This is a genomic window from Sphingomonas benefaciens (assembly GCF_052907485.1).
In genome coordinates this window covers 209,898-229,660 of record NZ_JBREIC010000002.1, presented here as the reverse complement: position 1 = coordinate 229,660, position 19,763 = coordinate 209,898, and the positions used below count along the sequence as shown (strand labels likewise).

16 protein-coding genes are annotated in these 19,763 nt (G+C 69.4%); 13 read left to right on the top strand and 3 right to left on the bottom strand.

From position 1 onward, the window contains the following. Nucleotides 1–23: 23 nt before the first annotated feature. The gene (locus ACU5AX_RS09610) at nucleotides 24–632 is read right to left on the bottom strand and encodes a L,D-transpeptidase family protein (protein ID WP_198353651.1); all 609 of its coding nucleotides are present in this window, start codon (nucleotides 630–632) and stop codon (nucleotides 24–26) included. Nucleotides 633–841: 209 nt separating this feature from the next. On the opposite strand from ACU5AX_RS09610, the gene ACU5AX_RS09605 reads away from it, so the two are divergent. After that, the gene (locus ACU5AX_RS09605) at nucleotides 842–1,558 is read left to right on the top strand and encodes a murein L,D-transpeptidase catalytic domain family protein (RefSeq protein WP_198353649.1); all 717 of its coding nucleotides are present in this window, start codon (nucleotides 842–844) and stop codon (nucleotides 1,556–1,558) included. On the opposite strand, the gene ACU5AX_RS09600 is transcribed toward ACU5AX_RS09605, so the two are convergent. Both ACU5AX_RS09600 and ACU5AX_RS09595 read right to left on the bottom strand, forming a co-directional pair. Beyond that, nucleotides 1,540–2,622, bottom strand: coding sequence for a glycosyltransferase family 2 protein (locus tag ACU5AX_RS09600; RefSeq protein ID WP_446690695.1), 1,083 nt, complete (start codon nucleotides 2,620–2,622; stop codon nucleotides 1,540–1,542). The two genes, ACU5AX_RS09605 and ACU5AX_RS09600, sit on opposite strands and share 19 nt — an antisense overlap. Beyond that, nucleotides 2,619–5,138, bottom strand: a complete 2,520-nt coding sequence (locus ACU5AX_RS09595; protein ID WP_446690694.1) for a DegT/DnrJ/EryC1/StrS family aminotransferase — start codon at nucleotides 5,136–5,138, stop codon at nucleotides 2,619–2,621. The genes ACU5AX_RS09600 and ACU5AX_RS09595 overlap by 4 nt, the downstream gene beginning before the upstream one ends. Nucleotides 5,139–5,278: 140 nt before the next feature. On the opposite strand from ACU5AX_RS09595, the gene ACU5AX_RS09590 reads away from it, so the two are divergent. The 12 genes from ACU5AX_RS09590 to ACU5AX_RS09535 all read left to right on the top strand — a co-directional run bounded on the left by ACU5AX_RS09590 (nucleotide 5,279) and on the right by ACU5AX_RS09535 (nucleotide 19,732). Beyond that, nucleotides 5,279–5,788, top strand: a complete 510-nt coding sequence (locus tag ACU5AX_RS09590; protein ID WP_446690693.1) for a MarR family winged helix-turn-helix transcriptional regulator — start codon at nucleotides 5,279–5,281, stop codon at nucleotides 5,786–5,788. After that, nucleotides 5,785–7,188 (top strand): efflux transporter outer membrane subunit, encoded by a 1,404-nt coding sequence (locus ACU5AX_RS09585; protein WP_446690692.1) that lies wholly within the window; start codon nucleotides 5,785–5,787, stop codon nucleotides 7,186–7,188. The genes ACU5AX_RS09590 and ACU5AX_RS09585 overlap by 4 nt, the downstream gene beginning before the upstream one ends. Beyond that, nucleotides 7,185–8,396 carry an HlyD family secretion protein gene (locus ACU5AX_RS09580; protein ID WP_446690691.1) on the top strand — a complete coding sequence of 404 codons (1,212 nt, stop codon included), beginning with the start codon at nucleotides 7,185–7,187 and terminating at the stop codon, nucleotides 8,394–8,396. The genes ACU5AX_RS09585 and ACU5AX_RS09580 overlap by 4 nt, the downstream gene beginning before the upstream one ends. An 11-nt stretch (nucleotides 8,397–8,407) precedes the next feature. Continuing rightward, entirely contained in the window at nucleotides 8,408–9,955 is a 1,548-nt protein-coding gene (locus ACU5AX_RS09575; protein WP_446690690.1) for a DHA2 family efflux MFS transporter permease subunit, read from the top strand. 216 nt (nucleotides 9,956–10,171) lie between these two features. Continuing rightward, nucleotides 10,172–10,882, top strand: a complete 711-nt coding sequence (locus ACU5AX_RS09570; protein WP_198353642.1) for a response regulator — start codon at nucleotides 10,172–10,174, stop codon at nucleotides 10,880–10,882. Continuing rightward, nucleotides 10,879–12,189 (top strand): ATP-binding protein, encoded by a 1,311-nt coding sequence (locus tag ACU5AX_RS09565; RefSeq protein ID WP_198353641.1) that lies wholly within the window; start codon nucleotides 10,879–10,881, stop codon nucleotides 12,187–12,189. Before ACU5AX_RS09570 ends, ACU5AX_RS09565 begins: the two co-directional genes overlap by 4 nt. Before the next feature lie 173 nt (nucleotides 12,190–12,362). Beyond that, nucleotides 12,363–13,064: a carbonic anhydrase gene (locus ACU5AX_RS09560; protein ID WP_446690689.1), complete on the top strand. Its 702-nt coding sequence runs from the start codon at nucleotides 12,363–12,365 to the stop codon at nucleotides 13,062–13,064. Then, a complete protein-coding gene (locus ACU5AX_RS09555; protein ID WP_446690688.1) occupies nucleotides 13,064–14,572 on the top strand; it encodes a SulP family inorganic anion transporter in 1,509 nt (502 codons plus the stop codon). Before ACU5AX_RS09560 ends, ACU5AX_RS09555 begins: the two co-directional genes overlap by 1 nt. A 243-nt stretch (nucleotides 14,573–14,815) precedes the next feature. After that, the gene (locus ACU5AX_RS09550) at nucleotides 14,816–15,664 is read left to right on the top strand and encodes a TorF family putative porin (protein WP_446690687.1); all 849 of its coding nucleotides are present in this window, start codon (nucleotides 14,816–14,818) and stop codon (nucleotides 15,662–15,664) included. A gap of 164 nt (nucleotides 15,665–15,828) precedes the next feature. Beyond that, entirely contained in the window at nucleotides 15,829–16,947 is a 1,119-nt protein-coding gene (locus ACU5AX_RS09545; RefSeq protein ID WP_446690686.1) for a glycoside hydrolase family 130 protein, read from the top strand. A gap of 67 nt (nucleotides 16,948–17,014) precedes the next feature. Next, nucleotides 17,015–18,577: an alpha-amylase family glycosyl hydrolase gene (locus tag ACU5AX_RS09540; RefSeq protein ID WP_446690685.1), complete on the top strand. Its 1,563-nt coding sequence runs from the start codon at nucleotides 17,015–17,017 to the stop codon at nucleotides 18,575–18,577. A 144-nt stretch (nucleotides 18,578–18,721) separates the two neighbouring features. Next, the gene (locus ACU5AX_RS09535) at nucleotides 18,722–19,732 is read left to right on the top strand and encodes a glycosyltransferase family 4 protein (RefSeq protein ID WP_446690684.1); all 1,011 of its coding nucleotides are present in this window, start codon (nucleotides 18,722–18,724) and stop codon (nucleotides 19,730–19,732) included. Nucleotides 19,733–19,763: the final 31 nt, after the last annotated feature.

Sequence of the window (19,763 nt, the reverse complement as noted above, 5' to 3'; positions counted from 1 at the left end):
GGGGCGACGTTCATCGAAGCCGTTTACTGCGCTGCGACCTGCTGCAGCTGGCCCGTATTGGCGCTGGCGGTCTCCGCCGCCATCGCCTGGGCGTCATAGGCGGTCGGCGGAGTCCAACCCTCATCCGCGCTCGCGTCGGTGACCAACACGGGCGTGCCGACGCTGGTCACGCTGAACAGTTTCTTGGCGAAGGCGGTCGGCACCCGGATGCAGCCGTGCGACGCGGGAAAGCCGGGGTTGTTGCCGGCGTGGATCGCGACGCCGTCCCAGGTCAGCCGCTGCATGAATGGCATGGGTGCGGCGTTGTACAGGTTGGACTTGTGCGTCTCCGCCTTCTGCAGGATGGTGAAGGTGCCGACCGGCGTCTCCTTGCCATCCTTGCCCGTGGAAACGGCCGATGCCGCGACCAGCGTCTCCCCTCGATAGACATAGGCCTTCTGATCGGCGATCGAGATGACGATGCTGAGCGGCTGCGTCGCCATCGACGGGGCGGTCAGATCGTCGCTCCACACGAAGCGGTTGGGTGCGAGTACGGCAGCCTCGTTCGCGAGGGCGGCGCCGTTCGACGCAAACGCCTGGCCCGGGGCGAGGGCCAGAAGTACGGCGCCAGCAAGGGCGAGCATGTCCTTCATTTCGGGTCCCTTTCGTCTCTCCCCCTTCGCCGGTTTCAACGCGCACTTCGGCAAATCGTGCCGTGTCAAGTGAGAAAATCAGTTTCTTCCGGCTACGCCGAACTGTGCGTGCAAGAGGCCAAGTCGCGGGAACCGCAGCAGAAAATTAAACGCCGATCCGCTATATGGGGTGAGTAAGCGGGATAGATGACCGGGGCTTGTCACCTTTGATGATCGACCAGAATGACGACGCGGTGCGCGGTCGGCGCGCCTTCCTGAAGAACGGTCTGGTGCTCGGCGCGACGCTCGCCGTACCGGGTGCGGTGTCGGCGGCGCAGCGCAAGCTGACGCAGGCCGACCTGCGTCCGCTGGCCGAGCCACCGGTGCCGGCGTCGGCAGGGCGGGTCGTGGCAGCGCAGCCGGTCACCTCGCCGCGCGTCGTGCGGCCGGAGCTGCTGCGCCGCGCGATGGCTGCGCTGGATACGCATGGCAGCCGCGTCGCCAACCGCGACCGGATCGCGATCGCCGACATGGCGGCGCCGTCGGCCCAGCCGCGCTTCCACATCGTCGACCTCGCCAGCGGGCGCAGCCAATCGTTCCTCGTCGCGCACGGCAGCGGGTCGGACCCGTCGCACACCGGCTATCTGAAGCGCTTCTCGAACGATCCGGGCTCCAATGCGAGCTGCGAGGGCGCATTCCTGACGTCAGACTATTATGTCGGCAAGCACGGCAATTCGCAGCGGCTGATCGGCCTTGACGCCACCAACGACAATGCGTTGGCCCGCGCGATCGTCGTCCATTCGGCCTGGTACGCCAATGCGGATATGATCCGCAGCCACGGTATGCTTGGCCGCAGCCAGGGCTGTTTCGCGGTCGGCGAGGGCGAACTGGCGAAGGTGTTCGCGGCGCTCGGGCCGGGCCGGATGATCTATTCGGCGAAGATCTGAGGGGATCGTGCCTGCTTGAACCGGCGGGCGGCACCGATGCCGCCCGACATCAGCAGTACGTCGAGGCCGGCATAGCCCAGGCCGAGGTGCGCCGGCCGGGTGGCGACGAGGTCGCGAAGCGACAGCGAGCCGGACCGCAGGGCCGCGCGCCCGACCGCGCCCCAGCGCCGTGCCGTTTCCCAGCGGATCAGCTTGCGGCTTTCTCGGTCGGGTGCGTGCCGTGCGCAGAATTCGCTTTGCAGCCGCGTCATCGCCTCGCCCAGCCGGCGCAAGGTCGCGCGGTCGGTGACCGGCTCCCCGCCCATATTGTGCACGACGAGCAGCCGCGCGATCGCTTCCGCCGCGTCGCCGAACACGTCGCCGTGCGCCTCGGCCAGCACGCGGGTCGCGCTCGCCCGCATCGTCTCGGTAAAGCGCTTCGACGCGCCGCCGGCATGCTGACGATAGACCAGCAGCGGTTCGTCGAGGCGGGCGATCCGGCCAATCCGCGCCATGCGATGGTAGAGGTCGAAGTCCTCCGCGTAGAGGATCTCCGGCCGGGTGAAGGGGACGAGCCGCCGCGCCGCCTCGGCACGCACCATCACCGTCGACCAGACCAGGGGATTTTCGATCCAGCTCAACCAGTGGATCAGCGCCGGCGTGGTGTGCGGCGCATAGGCCATCGGCCGGACGCGACTGTCGAGCAATTGCTCCGCCTGAGTACCGAGCAGGGCGACGTCCGCATGCGCGTCGAGATAGGCGACCTGCTTCGCCAGCCGCTCCGGCCGGCATAGATCGTCCTGGTCGAGCCCCGCCCAGTAGCGGCCGCGTGCCTCGGCGAAGCCGCGGTTGCGGGTGTGCACCGGGCCGCTATTCACCTCATTCTCGATCAGCCGGACGCGCGGGTCGGGCCAGTTGCGCACCAGCGCGCGTGTATCGTCGGCAGAACAGTCGTCGACGACCAGGGCTTCCCAGGCGGTCAGGGTCTGCCGCGTCAGGCTGTCCAGCGTCTCGCCGATCAGCGCGGCGCCATTGTAGCCGGGGATGACGACGCTGACGATCGGCGGGGCGGTGGCGTCGATCATGCCGCAGCGCGATCCGCCTGCGACAGGCCGGGCGCGTCCGCCTCGTCCTCGACCGGCGCGCCGAGCAACTGGTCGACGATCATCTGGCCGACGTCGTTCTGCCACAGCCACAGGCCGTTGGCCTGGCCGCGGAAGCTCTTCTCGCCGCCCAGCCGGCCCCAGGGGACGAAGCCCGCCGACAGGCCGATGCCATAGGCGCCGGGCACCGGCCGGCCGCGCGTGTCGAGGATCCGGCAATGGCGATCGACCATCGGCCGCCCGCTGTGATGGGCGAGTGCGATCGGTGCACCTTCGGCATCGAACATCGGCAGCGCGCGCGGGCGATAGCCAAGCGCGCCGACGACCAGATGCGCCTCCGTCAGGACCGCGCGCGCGGCGGGATCGTCGTCGCCGGTGATGACATGCACGGCGACGCGCGGATCGGGCACGCGGCCGCCGAGTCTGAGCATGCGCAGCACCAGCTCGCGCGATTCGAGTCGCAAGCCGGCGAGACGCAGGACGAAGCCGCTGACCGGGCAGATGTCGTCTTCGTCAAAATCGGTGAAGCCGTCGGCATGGGCAGCGGCGATCGTCGGGTAGAAAGGCTTGGGGTGGTTGCGGACGAGCAGGGTGATGCCGCCCGCGCCGAAGGCGAGGTCCGGTGACTTGAGCAGCAGCACCGCCGCGGCGAGCGCGCTGGTCGAGGCGCCGACGATCGCGATCCGCGGTGCGGGCACGCCGACGAGCCGCGCGATGACCTGCTCGACGCCGCCGATCCGCAGCAAGGCGTCCGACCGGAGCAGTCGCATGCCCGCGGTCTGCGCCAGCGGCGCGCCGGCGACGACGGTGGCGGCGACCTGCGCATCGGTCTGATAGCCGCCGGTCGCGACGACGATGCTGCGCGACAGCAGCTCGCGCTCGCCGCCCGAGCCACGCAGCGTGGTGCGCCAGCGGCCGTCGCCGGTCTGACGCGTGTCGAGCGCCTCGGTGCCGGTCAGCACCGTGCCGCCCTCGGCGACGAGGATGTCGCGCAGCCGCTCCGCGGTGACGGCAAGCAGGGGTGCGGTATCGGCGAGCGGCGCGCCAAGCTGACCGCAATAGCCCTCCATCAGGCGCCCGGCGGGATGATGTTCGAGGGCGGCGAGTTCGGGATGGGGGTTGTTTCTTACCGCGGACAGGAAGGTTTCCGCGGTCGTGTCGGACCGGATCGCGTAGCCGCCGAGATTGCCGGGACCGATCCGCTGGCCCCGTTCGACCAGGGTGAGGCCGTCGCGGGCGAGCGGAGCCAGCTTGCCCTGCTTGCTCGCCGCGGTCAGCATCGCGGTGCCGGCGGGGCCGCCGCCGATCACCAGGCAGCCGCGCGTCGTCGCGTCCATCTCGTCTCCCAGCGTCCGCGCCGCGGCCTCGGCGACGCGATCGATCGCGCCGATCAGCCGCTCGGCGATAATCCCGGCATCGGCGGCGTCCATCGCATCGGTGATCGGCAGGCTGAGCATGCGCGCCGACAGATCGTCGGCGACGGGGGTCGGCTCGATCAGCGCGACGCCCTGGAACAGCGGCTGTTCGCCGAGATGAGGACTGAAATACCGGCCAATCGCCACACCGTCCTCGGCAAGCGCGCAGGTGATCGCGTCACGATGCGCGGCGAGGGCGGACGGCAGCAGCACGGGCATGAACTGCGTCGCCTGGCGGCGACCCTGCGCACGCTGGAAGGTGAATCCGGGCAGGGCCGCGCGATAGGCGGCGTCGATCGCCGCGCGCGCGGCGCAGATCGCGTCGATCTCCGCCAGCTTGGCGCGGGCCATCAGCGCCAGCACCTCGGGCAGCTTGGCATTGATGCCGGGTAGGGTGGCGCTGCGCCCCTGTTCGAAGCCGAAGTTAATCATGCTGCGCAATTGGTCGATCCGGGCGACGTCGCCGCTGTAGATCAGACCGCCCTCCGCCACCGAGAAGGTCTTGGTGGCGTGCATCGAATAGACGAGGGTGAAGGGCGCGCCGCTGCCGAAGCCGCGGCCGGCCGCATCGAGCGTACCGAGCGAGGCGGCGGCGTCGATCACCACGCCGACGTCATAATGCCGCGCCAGCCAGGCGTAGCGGTCGAGGTCGATCGCCGTGCCGAAGGTCGCATAGGGGACGATGACGCCGATCCGTTTGCCGTGGCGGGCGAGCATCCGCTCCTCCGCCGCCGGATCGGCGCTCCAGCCGTCCGCATCGACATCGACGATCAGCGGGGTCAGACCGGCCCAGATCGCCGCCTGCGCCGTCGCTGCGAAGGTCATCGCCGGCATCAGTGCCAGCGTACCGGGCCGCGGCTGCATCCCTGCCGCCTGTCGCATCGCCACCATCAGGCCCAGCGTCGCATTGGCCACCGCCAGGCTGGCGCCGGTGCCGCCGAACAGCTGTTCGGTAACCTCCGCCTCGAATGCACGGACTTCGGGCCCGTTGTTGCTGAACACGCCAGATGCCTCGATACGCTCGAGGCCGTCGCGCATCGTCGACAGGCGGGGCGGGCGGGGAGCGATCAGCGGGAAATTCATCGGGCGCGGTCCTGTGACACGATGCGCCGTCGTACGTGGGCGGTCCTAAGAACCGGTTATCGTTAGGGAATGCAGGCAACGCACGCAGCATGACAAAAATGTCAATTGATTGCCCGGGCAATGGTTGCCAAGGCAACGATATGCCGTTCTATGATGAGTCGAACTACACACCTGAGCAGTCGCTGGGCTATCTGGTGCGTCGGATACACCAGCTCGGCACCGCCTTGCTGGATCCGGTCTTCACGGCCGAAGGGCTGACCCATGCGCAATGGTCTGCGATGATGTCGATCCAGTTCGGCCGCGCGACCAGCTGCGTGGCGATCGCCCGTGACATCGCCCATGACAAGGGCGCGACCACCCGCCTGATCGATACGCTGGAAGAGCGCGGCTTCGTCGTACGCACCCGCGCCCCCGACGATCGCCGGACGATCAACCTCGCCTTGACTCCGACCGGGACCGAGGTCGCCACGCGGCTGCTCCACCAGTCGATGCAGCTGCTCAACGGCTGGCTGGACGGCTGGTCGCAGGAGGAGGTCGCGACCCTGATCGGCCAGCTGCAGCGCCTGCGCGACCGGATGCAGGCGGTCGCCGATGGTACGGTCGGCCTGCCCGGTTTCGTCACCGTTCGCCCCGAAGAGGCCAAAGCATGACCCGTTTCGCCCCGATCCTCGTCGCCGCGCTGCTCGCCGGCTGCGCCGTGCCGCATAGTCCGCCGGTGGTGGCGCCGGTCGCCCCGGCCGCACTCGGCCTCGGCACCGCCGCCGCGCCGCTGATCGCGGACGATTGGTGGCGCGGGTTCGGCGATCCGCAGCTCGACCGGATCGTCACCGACGCCACCGCCGGCAATCCGACGCTCGACGCCGCGCTCGCCCGCGTCCGGCAGGCGGAGGCTGTGCTCGCCAGCCGCCGTGCCGACGACGGTCCGAACGTGACCCTCGACGGTTCGGTGCAGCCGCAGCGTCTGTCGGGCCGCTACATCATCCCGCCGCCTTATGGCGGCACCGTCCGCACGATCGGCCAGGTGCAGGGCAATCTGTCGTGGAACCTCGATCTGTTCGGCCGTCAGCGCGCCGCGATCGAAGGCGCGCGCGCCTCCGCCCGTGCGGCGGCGCTCGACGTCGCGGCGGCACGGCTGGCGATCGCCGGTTCGGTGGTGCAGACCTACATCGACCTCGCCCGCGCCGAGGCGCAGGCGCGGCTCGCGCAGCAAACGGTGACGACGCGCGAACAGTCGCTGCGGCTGGTGCAGACGCGCATCCGCAACCGTCTCGCCAGCAATCTGCAGGCCGAGGCGGCGGGGACGTTGCTGGCCCAGGCGCGCGAGGCCGCGGTGCGCGCCGAGGGTGCGCGCGCCATTGCCGCCAACGCGCTCGCCGCGCTGGCCGGCAAGGGGCATGATTATGCGTTGGGCATCGCGCCGACGACGCTGAACCTCGATACCGCGCTGACCCTGCCGAAGACCTTGCCCGCCGACCTGCTCGCCCGCCGGCCGGATATCGCCGCGGCGCAGGCGCGCATCGAGGCCGCCGCCGCCGGCCGCCAGGTCGCCCGCCGCGCCTTCTACCCCAATATCAACCTGGCCGCCTTCGTCGGGCTGCAGGCGATCGGGCTTGGCAACCTCGTCGATCTCGACAGCAGCGCGGTCGGCGCCGGGCCGGCGATCCATCTGCCGCTGTTCGACAACGGCCGGCTGAAGGCGGATCTTGCCGGTGCCACCGCCGCGGTCGACATCGCCACGGCCGATTACAACGACCGCGTCATCGGCGCGGTCCGCGACGCGGCGGACGCGCTGGCGCTGATCGACAATCTCACCGCACAGCGCCAGCGCGCGGCCGAGGTCGTCCGCGGCCTGTCCGAAACCAACCGCCTCAACGCGATCCGCGTCTCCAGCGGCCTCGATAGCAAGCTCGACCTGGTCGACAACGATATCCGGCTGCTCGACGCACGTCTCGCCACCACCAACCTTGCCGCCGATGCGGCCCGCCAGCGCGTCGCGCTGGTGCTGGCGCTCGGCGGCGGCTTTTCGCCTGCGCAGGAAACCGCACGATGACCGATACCCGCACCCGCCCCGACACCGGCGCCGCCGGCCCCGACGCGGAAATCCAGCGGCCCGAGCCGCTCGTCCAGAAGGAGCCGGGCCGCCCGCGGGCGCGCCGCACCGGCTTCCTGATCCTCGCCGTGATCGTGGTCGTCGGCCTGGCGATCTGGGCGGTGATGCACTTCCTGCTCGCCAAGCCCGAGGAGGAGACCGACGACGCCTATGTCGCCGGTGACGTCGTCGCGGTCACCGCGCGCGATCCGGGCCAGATCGTCGCGATCCATGCCGACAATACCCAGACGGTAAAGGCGGGCCAGCCGCTGCTCGATCTCGACCCGGCGACCGCCGACGTCAATCTGGCCAGCGCCGCGGCCGAGCTGGCCCGCGCGGTTCGCGCCACCCGCGCCGATTTCTCCAAGGTGTCGGAGAGCGGCGCCTCGGTGGTGCAGGCGCGCGCGCAGCTGTCCGCCGCCACCGCTGACTACGCCCGCCGCCAGGGCGCGGCGGCGCAGGGTGCGATTTCGGGCGAAGAGCTGGCCCATGCCGCCGATGCGGTGAAGGTGGCGCGCGCCAACCTCAATCTTGCGACCAGCCAGCAGCAGCAGGCCCGGTCCGCGGTGCAGGGCACGGACGTCGACACCAACCCGGCGGTGCTCGCCGCGATCGCCGCCTACCGCCGGGCCGCGATCAGCCGCAGCCACATGCATCTGACCGCGCCGATCGACGGCGTGATCGCCCAGCGCACCGTGCAGATCGGCCAGCAGGTGCCGGCCGGGACGCCGCTGATGGCGGTGGTGCCGCTGACCCGCGTCTGGGTCGACGCCAATTTCCGCGAGACCCAGCTCAAGGATCTGCGGGTCGGCCAGCCGGCGACGGTGACCGCCGACATGTACGGCAAGGACGTGGTGTTCCACGGCCGTGTCGTCGGCCTGGGGGCGGGATCTGGCAACGCCTTCGCGTTGCTGCCGCCGCAGAACGCGAGCGGCAATTGGATCAAGATCGTCCAGCGGCTGCCGGTGCGCATCGCGCTCGACCCCAATGAGCTGCAGCGCAATCCGCTGCGCGTCGGCCTGTCGGTCAATGCCACCGTCGACACCGCCAACGTGTCGGGCGCGCGGCTCGGTCAGCCGGCGCGGCAGGCGTATAGCGGCCAGCCGACGGATGGGCGCGACCCCGCGGTCGAGGCGCGCATCCGCCAGATCATCGCGGCGAACCGGTAAGGCGCGCGGTCGTGGCTGGTCCTCCCGCTGCCGCCGGGCTGCCGCCGCTCGAAGGCGGGCGCCGCGCGCTGCTCGCCTTCGCGCTGGCGCTCGGCACCTTCATGATGGTGCTCGACAGCACCATCGCCAACGTCTCGCTGCCGACGATCGCCGGCAATCTGGGCGTGTCGAGCGACAATTCGACCTGGATCATCACCGCCTTCGCTGTCGCCAACGGCGTTGCGGTGCCGTTGACCGGCTGGTTAATGGGCCGGTTCGGCGTGGTGCGGACCTTCTGCGTCGCGGTCGCCGCCTTCACCTTCGCCTCCTTTCTGTGCGGCATCGCCTGGAACCTGCAGTCGCTGATCCTCTTCCGCATCCTGCAGGGTGCCTGTTCGGGGCCGATGATGCCGGGCAGCCAGGCGCTGCTGATCTCGATCTTCCCGCCCGACAAGCGCTCCACGGCGCTCGGCGTCTGGTCAATGACGACCCTGGTCGGGCCGGTGATGGGGCCGATCCTCGGCGGCTGGATCAGCGACAATTACCATTGGAGCTGGATCTTCCTGATCAACCTGCCGGTCGGCATCTTCTGCGCGCTGACCTGCTGGAACGGGTTGAAGATGCGCGAGACGCCGACCCGCAAGCTGCCGATCGACACGGTCGGGCTCGGCCTGCTGGTCGTCTGGGTCGGCGCGCTGCAGATGATGCTCGATCTCGGCAAGAACGCCGACTGGTTCAACGACACGACGATCTGCGTCATGGCGGTGATCGCCGCGATCGGCTTCGTCGCCTGGATGATCTGGGAACTGACCGACGCCAACCCCGCCGTCGATCTGACGCTGTTCGCCAATCGCAATTTCGCGATCGGCACGGTCGTCTTCTGCATCGGCTATGCGATCTTCTTCGCCAACACGCTGATCCTGCCGCTGTGGCTGCAGACCCAGCTCGGCTATACGGCGACCTGGGCGGGCCTGATCGCCGCGCCCAGCGGCCTGGTCGCGGTGATCGCCTCGCCGCTAGCGGCGCGACTGTCCGGCAAGATCGATGCGCGCATCCTCGCCAGCATCTCGTTCGTCGCCTTCGGCATCTCCTACTGGATGCGCGCGGGCTTCGTCACCGATGCGAGCTTCGTCGACTTCATGCTGCCGTTGCTGGTGCAGGGGATCGGCATGAGCATCTTCTTCCTGGCGATGGTGACGATCCTGCTCGACGGCATCGCGCCGCCGCGCATCCCGTCGGCGACCGGCATCTCCAACTTCGCCCGGATCGTCGCCGGATCGTTCGCGGCCTCGATCATCACCACCGCCTGGGACCGGCGCGAGGCGCTGCACCAGACGCGGCTGGCGGACGCCGTGGGGCAGGGGAGCGCCTTCCGCGCCGCATCGGAGCAGCTCCAGCATCTGGGCGCGAGCTCGACCCAGGCCGCGGCGGCGATCACCCGCCAGATGGTCGGCCAAGCGTATCTGCTCGCCTCGACCGACCTGTTCCGGCTGTCCGCCTATCTGTGCGCGGTGATGACGGTGGTGGTCTGGTTCACTCGGCGACCGGCGCCGCCGAGCGGCCCGGTGGCGGCCGACTAAACCCGAGGGTGGCGGCGGACCCCGCATGGGGTCAAGGAACGCGAGGCCCGCCGGCCACCCCCATAATAGGTCGAAAACGAACGTAATGAAAATAGGAATTAGTCGCGCTCGTTCCTGACAGGGTGACCGGAACCCGCGCCAACCCACCCAGCGTAAGAAAATGTGTCCACGGCGGGCTTGGTTGACCGGTCCGGTCCACCCGCCTACCTCATGCCCATGACCGCCCCCACCATCCTCCTGGTCGAGGACGATCCCGCCCTGCGCACGCTCACCACCCGCGCGCTGCAGGAGAACGGCTATGTCGTCCGCCCCGCCTCCGCCGCGCCCGAGATGTGGCTGGCGCTGGAGGCCGGGCCGGTCGATCTGGTCCTGCTCGACATCATGCTGCCCGGCACCAGCGGCATCGATCTGTGCCGGGCCTTGCGCCAGAAGAGCGAGGTGCCGATCATCTTCATCAGCGCCAAGGGCAGCGAGATGGATCGCGTCGTCGGGCTGGAGCTCGGCGCCGACGATTATCTGCCCAAGCCGTTCGGCACGCGCGAGCTGATCGCGCGCGTGCGCGCGGTGCTGCGCCGTGGCCAGCTCGAACGGCGTTCCGGCGAGCGCGAGGACGGCGTGCTCAGCTTCGACGGCTGGACGGTGACGCTGCCGCGGCGCGAGCTGACCTCGCCGACCGGCGCGGTCGTCGACCTGACCGGCGCCGAATTCGACCTGCTCGTCGCGCTCGCCGAACATGCCGGGCGGGTGATCGCGCGCGAGCGGCTGATCGAGCTGTCGCGCACCCGCCTCGGCGACAGTTCGGACCGCAGCATCGACGTGCTGATCAGCCGGCTGCGGCGCAAGCTGTCCAACGCCGGCCAGGATGCGCCGATCATCACCGTGCGCGGTGTCGGCTATATGTTCAACACCGAGGTGACGCGCCGTTGAGGCGGCTGATCCGCCCGTCGGTCGGCCTGATTGGGCAGATCGTCGCGATCCTGCTGCTCACCATGGTGATCGAATTCGGCGTGTCGACGCTGCTCTACGAGCGCGCCAGCCAGTTCTCGGTCCGCGACGACGAGGCGCGGCGGCTCGCCGAACATCTGGTGATCGCGCGGCGCCTGGTCGCCGAACAGCCGCCCTCCCGCCGGGCCGAGATGGCGGAGGACCTGACCACCGAACGCTATGCGATGCACTGGCAGCAGTCGCTGCCCGCGCCGCCGCCGATCGCGCCCGCGCTCGACAACATGCGGCACCAGGTCGTCGAGTGGGAGCCGTCGCTGCGGCACAGCGACCTTCGGCTGCGGCTGAGCTCGCCCGGGCGCAGCTCGGTGGTGACCGGCGGGCTGCAACTGCCCGACGGCAGCTGGCTGTATTTCCGCACGCTGGAGCCGATCCAGAACCTCAATCTCGCGACCGAACGCATCCTGCTCGCGCTGATCCCGGCGCTGGCGCTGATGATCCTCGGCGGGCTGCTGATCCGCCAGGCGCTCCGCCCGATGCGCCGCCTCGCCAGCGCGGCGGACAGTTTCGGCGACGGCGTCCACGCGCCGGTGCCGGAGGACGGGCCGGGTGAGGTCCGGCGCGTGATCGGCGCCTTCAACCGCATGGCGGCGCGGATCCAGCGGCTGATCGCCGACCGCACCCAGGCGCTCGCCGCCGTCGGCCACGATCTGCGCACGCCGCTCGCCCGGCTGCGGCTGCGCGCGGACGGGGTCGAGGATGCCGCGGTGCGCGACGCGATCGGCCGCGACCTGGGGGAGATGGAGGCGATGATCGCCTCGCTGCTCGCCTTTCTGGGCGGCGACAGCGACCCCGAAAAGCCGGTGCTGACCGACATTGCAGTGGTCTGCGCGACGCTGATCGACGATGTCGAAGATCGCGACCTGCCCGGCGTCTACGACGGGCCGGCGCATTGCGAGGTGCGCGTGCGCCCGGTCGCGTTCAAGCGCGCGCTCGGCAATCTGGTCGACAATGCGCTCCATTATGCCGGCAACGTCGTGCTGCGGCTCGACAGCAAGGCGGAGGGCGTGAGGATCGCCGTCGAAGACGACGGGCCGGGCATTCCGGAGGAACAATTGCGCCGCGTGCTCGAACCGTTCGTCCGCCTCGATAGCGCGCGGCCGCGCGACACGATCGGCTTTGGCCTCGGCCTGCCGATCGTCGCCAAGATCGTCCAGGGCGAGGGCGGCACGCTGACGCTGGGCAATCGGCCCGAAGGCGGCCTGCGCGCGACGATCTTCCTGCCGCGATAGCCCGTTCCACCGTCCGTCGATCCCGCGCAGGCGGCAATGACGGTGGCTGCGGCGAGAGGCCGCCGGCAACACTTTCTCACAGCGACGCGGCGTCGCAGCAAAATGCGGGCGGTATGACTCCTCCGTTGGGGCGGCGCAGCGGCGCGGCCCCTCGTCGAGGAGGAGAGAAACCCATGAACAACGAAGTGATCGGCCGCGTCCTCGCCTTCGAGAAGAAGGTGTTCCAGGATCAGCACGCGCTCTATTCGACGCTCGCCCGCCACGGGCAGAGCCCCAAGGCGCTGATCATCTCCTGTTCCGATTCGCGCATCGTGCCGGAACACATCATGCAGGCGCAGCCGGGCGACCTGTTCGTCTGCCGCAACGCCGGCAACATCGTGCCACCCTTCGCCCAGCCGGCCGGCGGCACCACCGCGACGGTCGAATATGCGATCTCGGTGCTCGGCGTGCGCGACATCATCGTCTGCGGCCATTCCGACTGCGGCGCCATGAAGGGCCTGTCGGGCGATCCCGCCGACCTCGCCTCCGTACCCAATGTCGCGCAGTGGCTGCGCCACGGTGCCGCCGCGCGCCAGGTCGTCGACCGCAGCTATCCGGAACTGACCAATGGCGAGCGCGTCCGCGCGCTCAGCCTGGAGAATGTCGTCGCCCAGATCGCCAATCTGCGCACCCATCCGTCGGTGGCCGCCGGCATCGCCCGCGGCGAGATCTCGCTGCACGGCTGGTTCGTCGACATCCACGAAGGCAATGTGCTGGGTCTGGACGGCAACACCGGCAAGTTCGTCGTGATCCGCGAACATCAGGCGTTCCCGGTCGCGCTGCCCGCCGCCGAGCGTCGCGCCAGCGACGTCGAATTCGCCCAGGCGGCCGAGTGATGCCAGCCCTCAGGCTACCCTCCACGGCGGTGCTGACGCGTGACTTCACCGCCTCGATCGTCGTCTTCCTGGTGGCGATGCCGCTGTGCATGGGCATCGCTGTCGCCTCCGGCGTGCCGCCGGAGAAGGGGCTGATCACCGGCATCATCGGCGGCATCGTCGTCGGCGCGTTGGCGGGTTCGCCGCTGCAGGTCAGCGGCCCCGCCGCCGGCCTGGCGGTGGTGGTGTTCGAATTGGTGCGCGATCACGGCATCTCCGCGCTCGGCCCGATCCTGATCGTCGCCGGCCTGATCCAGGTCATCGCCGGCGTCGCGCGGCTCGGCGGCTGGTTCCGCGCAATCAGCCCGGCGGTGGTGCACGGCATGCTCGCCGGCATCGGCGTATTGATCGTCGTCGGCCAGTTCCACGTGCTGTTCGACGCCAAGCCGCTGCCCAGCGGCCTCAAGAACCTTGCCGCGATGCCCGGCCGCCTGTTCGGCCTGTCGCCCGTCAACATCCAGGCGACCGAACTCGCCTTCGGCATCGGCCTGCTCACCATCGCCTGCATGATCGGCTGGGAAAAGCTGCGCCCGGCGTCGCTCAAGCTGGTGCCTGGTGCGCTGGTCGGGGTGCTCGCCGGCACCTTCACCGCCATGGCGTTCAGGCTCGACGTCGCCCGCGTCAACGTGCCCGAATCGATCACCGCGGCGGTGACGCTGCCCGGCAACGATCTGGTCGCGCGGTTCATGGACCCGTCGATCCTCGCCGCCGCGCTCGCCATCGCCTTCATCGCCAGCGCCGAGACGTTGCTGTCGGCGGCGGCGGTCGACCGGATGCACGACGGCGTGCGCACCAACTACAACAAGGAACTGCGCGCGCAGGGCATCGGCAACATGCTGTGCGGTCTGGCCGGCGCGCTGCCGATGACCGGCGTCATCGTCCGCTCGTCCGCCAACGTCCAGGCGGGCGCGAAGACGCGGGCCTCGACGATGATGCACGGCGTCTGGATCCTCGGCTTCGTCGCACTGCTGCCGTTCGTGCTGCGCGAGATCCCGATGGCGGCATTGGGCGCGATCCTGGTCGTCACCGGTTTCCGCCTGGTCAGCATCAGCCACGCCCGCCATCTGTTCACGCATTACGGCCCGCTGCCCGCGCTGATCTGGGCGGCGACGCTGGTCACGGTGGTCGGCGCGGACCTGCTCACCGGCGTGCTGGTCGGCATCGGCCTGTCGCTGCTCGAACTCGTCCCCAACCTGCTGCGGCTCAAGCTCAAGGTGTCGGAAGGCGAAGCGGCGGGCGCGCATGCGATCGGCCTGGCCGGCGCGGCGACCTTCGTCTCGCTGCCCAAGCTGTCCGACACGCTCGACCGTGCGCCCAAGGGGCCGGTGCGGCTCGACGTCAGCGATCTCAACACCGTCGACCATACTTGTGCCGAGCTAATCAAGGATTGGTTCCAGCGCCGCCGCGCCGCCGGCGATGCGGTGGAACTGTTCGGCGCCCGCGGCAAGGTGGCGGCGCTGGCGCACTGATCCTCGCCTATCCGTATCCGTCATCCCCGTGGACCGGGGGTGACGGAACCCGCACCATTCGGACCAAACGTGACGACGAGCAACATTTCGTCACGTTCAAGCAACCCGCGGGCAGCGTTGCTGCCTTAGCGAGGACCGTGCCCGGGCACGACCGGCGCGCCGTCTCATCCTCCTCCGAGACGAGTGTGCCGGCGGGTCCGGGCGCAGGAGGGACCTCACCGTCGTTCGTGTGAAAGGGGTCCCATGAAAGTTCTTCCGATTCTCGCCGCGGCCGGCGCCGCGCTGTTCGCCGTTCCTGCCGCCGCGCAGGAGACCGCGCCGCCCAAGCCCATCACCGTCACCGGCAGTGTTGCGCTCGTGTCCGATTACCGCTTCCGCGGCGTGTCGCAGTCGGACGAAGAGATGGCGATCCAGGGCGGCCTGACCGTAGCGCATGAAAGCGGCCTCTACGTCGGCACCTGGGCATCGAACCTCGCCGGTTGGGGCACGTTCGGTGGCGCCAATATGGAACTCGACCTGATCGGCGGCTACAAGATGCCGGTCGGTGGCGGCGGCACGCTCGACGTCGGCCTGACCTGGTATATGTATCCCGGCGGCGCGTCGAAGACCGACTTCGCCGAACCCTATGTGAAGCTGTCGGGCACGATCGGGCCCGCCAGCCTGCTCGCCGGCGTCGCCTATGCGCCCAAGCAGGAGGCGCTGGGCAATTGGTACGCGACCGGCGCGGCGGCGCAATCGGGCGTCTATACCAAGCCGGGCGACAAGCAGGACAACCTCTATCTCTGGGGCGATTTCGCCGCGGCGGTGCCGACCACGCCGCTGACCGCCAAGGCGCATATCGGCTATTCGGACGGCAACCCCGGCCTCGGCCCCAACGGTACCTCGGTGGCGCCGACGGGGAAATATTGGGACTGGATGCTCGGCGCCGATCTGGCGGTGAAGGGCACGCCGCTGACGCTGGGCGTCGCCTATGTCGACACCGACATCCGCCAGCGCGAATCGGCCTATCTGCTGCCGAACTTTTCCTCGACCAAGGACGGCGGCCCAATCGCGGGCGCGCAGGTGGTATTCTCGGTCAGCGCGGCGTTCTAAATCCCACTGCGCGGGGAGGGGACCAGCGAAGCTGGTGGAGGGGGGGCTGCCTCGCAGCACAGCGCTGGTGGCGAGCCCCCTCCACCGCCTGCGGCGGTCCCCCTCCCCGTGCCAGGGAGGACTGGCTGCGCGGAACCCATCGGGCCGCCCGCCATTCACGCCGCATGATCCATGCCGACACGCTGATCTTCACCCCCGACCAGGTCGACCTCCGCCGCTCGCCGCTGCGCCGTGGCATCGCCGAGCCGACCTTCGTGCTCGGCGCGTTCAATCCGGGCTTCACCCGGCTGCCGAGCGGCAATCTGCTGCTGATGGTCCGCGTCGCCGAGGCGCTGTCGGAGCCGGTGCGCGACGATCACGTCCGGGCGATCCGCTGGACGCCTCACGGCTATGTGCTCGATCCCTGGCCGCTCGACCAGGTCGACATGACCGACCCGCGCCAATTCGCGATCCGCGCGCACAAGCATCGCATCCTCGGCCTGACCTCGCTGTCGTGGCTGCTGCCGGTCGAGCTCGACCCGACCGGCCAGCGGATCGTCGCCATCCATTACGACCAGGCGATCGAGCCCACCGCCTCCTACCAATGCTATGGCGTCGAGGATGCGCGCATCACGCGCGTCGGCGACATGTGGTACATGACGACCTGTTCGGTCGGCGCCGAGCGCCATTGCACCACGCTCCACACGTCGACCGACGGCCTGCACTATCGGCTCGACGGCATCGTTCTCGACCACCAGAACAAGGACATGATCCTGTTCGAGGGCAAGGTGCGCGACAAGTTCCTGGCGCTGACCCGCCCGCTCGGCGAGGTCTATTTCGCCTATCCACCAAGCAGCGAATGGGTCGGCGGGCCGTCGATCAACTTCGCCCAGAGCCCCGACGCCCTGCACTGGAAGCCGCTCGACGCGCCCGGCCTGCGCGCGCGCAAGGGCTCGACCTCGGCGATGAAGATCGGCGGCGGGACGCAGCCGGTGCTGACGCCGGACGGGTGGATGATGATCTATCACGGTGTCGAGGCGCAGGAGACGGTCGGCATCTACCGCAGCTTCTGGGCGCTGCTCGACCGCGACGATCCCAGCCGCATCCTGCGCATCGAGGACGAGACGCCGCTGATCGAGGCCGACCCGATGCTGACCGCGCCGATCGCGCACCAAATGTACCTGCCGACGCCGGTCGTCTTCTCGACGGGGCTCGTCGAGGACGGCGACGACTATCTGGTCGCCAGCGGCGAGGCGGATCTCGCCTGCCGAATGACGCGCATCGCCAGGGCGCGCTTCGCCTGAGCCGGTCACCACGGCGGAACCGTTACGCTCCCATACCGTTCGAAGCGCCAATCGGGGGTGTCGGACGATGACGTGGTGGCAATCGGGCGCGATCTATCAGGTCTATCCGCGCTCGTTCCAGGATAGCGACGGCGACGGCATCGGCGACCTCAACGGCATTGCCGCGCGGCTCGACCATCTCGTCGCACTCGGCGTCGACGCCGTGTGGATCTCGCCGATCTTCCCCTCGCCGATGGCCGACTTCGGCTATGACGTCGCCGATTATTGCGGCATCGATCCGCGCTTCGGCACGCTCGCCGATTTCGACGCGCTGCTCGCCGCCGCGCACGAGCGGGGCCTCAAACTGCTGCTCGACTTCGTCCCCAACCATTCGTCGAGCGAACATCCCTGGTTCCGCGAGAGCCGGTCGTCGCGCGACAATCCGAAGCGCGACTGGTACATCTGGCGCGACCCCGCGCCGGACGGCGGGCCGCCAAACAACTGGATCAGCGATTTCGGCGGATCGGCCTGGGCGTGGGACGAGGCCACCGGCCAATATTATTACCACGCCTTTCTGAAGGAACAGCCGGACCTCAACTGGCGCAATCCCGATCTCAGGCGCGCGATGATGGACGTGCTGCGCTTCTGGTTCGATCGCGGCGTCGACGGCTTCCGCATCGACGTGCTGTGGCACATGGTCAAGCACGCCGACTTTCCCGACAACCCGGCCAACCCGGAGTATCGGCCGGAGATGGGCGAGATGCACGCCGTCCACCAGCTCCATTCAACCGACCAGCCGGAGGTGCACGGGATCGCTGCGGAGATGCGCGCCATCGCCGATTCCTACCCGGGCGACCGGGTGCTGATCGGCGAAATCTACCTGCCGGTCGAACGGCTGATGCATTATTATGGCCTCGACGCGCCGGAGGTGCATCTTCCCTTCAACTTCCAGCTGATCGATGCGCCCTGGCAGGCGCGCCGGCTCGCGCGGCTGATCGGCGACTATGAGGCGGCGCTGCCACCGGGCGGCTGGCCGAACTGGGTGCTCGGCAATCACGACCGGCCGCGCATCGCGACGCGTGTCGGCGAGGCGCAGGCGCGGGGCGCCGCGATGCTGCTGCTGACGCTGCGCGGCACGCCGACGATCTATTATGGGGACGAGATCGGGCTGGCCGATGTGGCGATCCCCGCGGATCTGGTGCAGGACCCGCGCGAATTGCGCGAGCCCGGCCTCGGCCTCGGTCGCGATCCGGTGCGTACGCCGATGCCGTGGAACGATAGCGAAAACGCCGGTTTCACCACCGGTGCGCCGTGGCTGCCGCTCGGGCCGGACTGGCGGACGCGCAACGTGGCTGCGCAAGGGGAGGACGACGCGTCGATGCTCGTGCTGTACAAGCGGCTGCTGCACCTCAGGCGCAAGCATGCGGCCTTGGCGACGGGCGACTTCCGGTTGCTGGAGGCGGAGGGCGACGTGCTCGCCTACGAACGCTGGCAGGGCGACGAGCGGATCGTCGTGGCGCTGAACCTGAGTGCGGAGCCGCAGCCGTTCGTCATCCCGGAGGGTGAGGTGCTGGCGAGCACGCTCGGTGGAGAGCCCCAGCCGGGCACGCTGCGCGGCGACGAGGGCGTCGTCGTGCTGACCCGTCCATGACCATCTATATTCGTCATCCCCGCGCAGGCGGGGATCAGAGACGCTGCCCTCCCGCCCCTATCCCGGACCCGCGCGTCTGGATCCCCGCCGGCGCGGGGATGACGGAGGAGGCGGGGCGCCAATGACGAGGACCCAAGCCACCCCATGAAGATCGCGATGCTCGCCCCGATTTCCTGGCGCACGCCGCCGCGCCACTATGGCCCGTGGGAACTCGTCACCAGCCTGCTGACCGAGGCGCTGGTCGCGCGCGGGGTCGACGTCACGTTGTTCGCGACGCAGGACAGCCTGACCGCCGGTACGCTCGCCGGTGTCGTCCCGGCGCCCTATTCGGAAGACCCGTCGATCGACGCGAAGGTATGGGAATATCGCCACCTCGCCCATGTCTTCGAACGCGCCGGCGACTTCGACCTGATCCACAACCAGGCGGATTTCCCCGCCCACGCCTTCGCCAACCTCGTCGCCACGCCGATGGTGACGACGATCCACGGCTTTTCGTCGGATCGCATCCTGCCGATGTACAAGCCGTACGAGGATCGCGTCCATTATGTCGCGATCAGCGACGCCGACCGTTCGCCCCAGCTCCATTATGCCGCGACGATCCACCACGGCATCGTCCTAGACGATTTCCCCTTCGACGCGAACGGCAGCGACGACCTGCTGTTCTTCGGCCGGATGCACCCCGACAAGGGCGCCGCCGAGGCGATCCGCGTCGCGCAGGCGACCGGCCGCAATCTCGCCATGTACGGCATCGTCCAGGACCAGGGCTATTACGACCGCGCCGTCGCGCCGCATCTCGACGGCACGCGCATCCGCCATCCCGGCGCGGTCGGCGGTGCCGAGCGGACGCGCGCGCTGGGCGGCGCGGCGGCCCTGCTCCACCTGATCAACTTCGACGAGCCGTTCGGCCTGTCGGTGATCGAGGCGATGGCCTGCGGCACGCCGGTGATCGCGATCAACCGCGGCTCGATGCCCGAATTGATCGAGCACGGCGTCACCGGCTTCCTGGTCGACAGCGTCGATGCGGCGATCGCAGCGGTGGGCCGGCTGGGCGAGATCGACCGCGCCGCATGCCGCGCGGCGGTGGCCGCGCGCTTCACCGTCGAGCGCATGGCCGATCGCTACATCGCCCTCTACCGCAGCATAATAGGTGCTTGAACGGGCAGGACGTTTGGCGCGTATAGCGTCC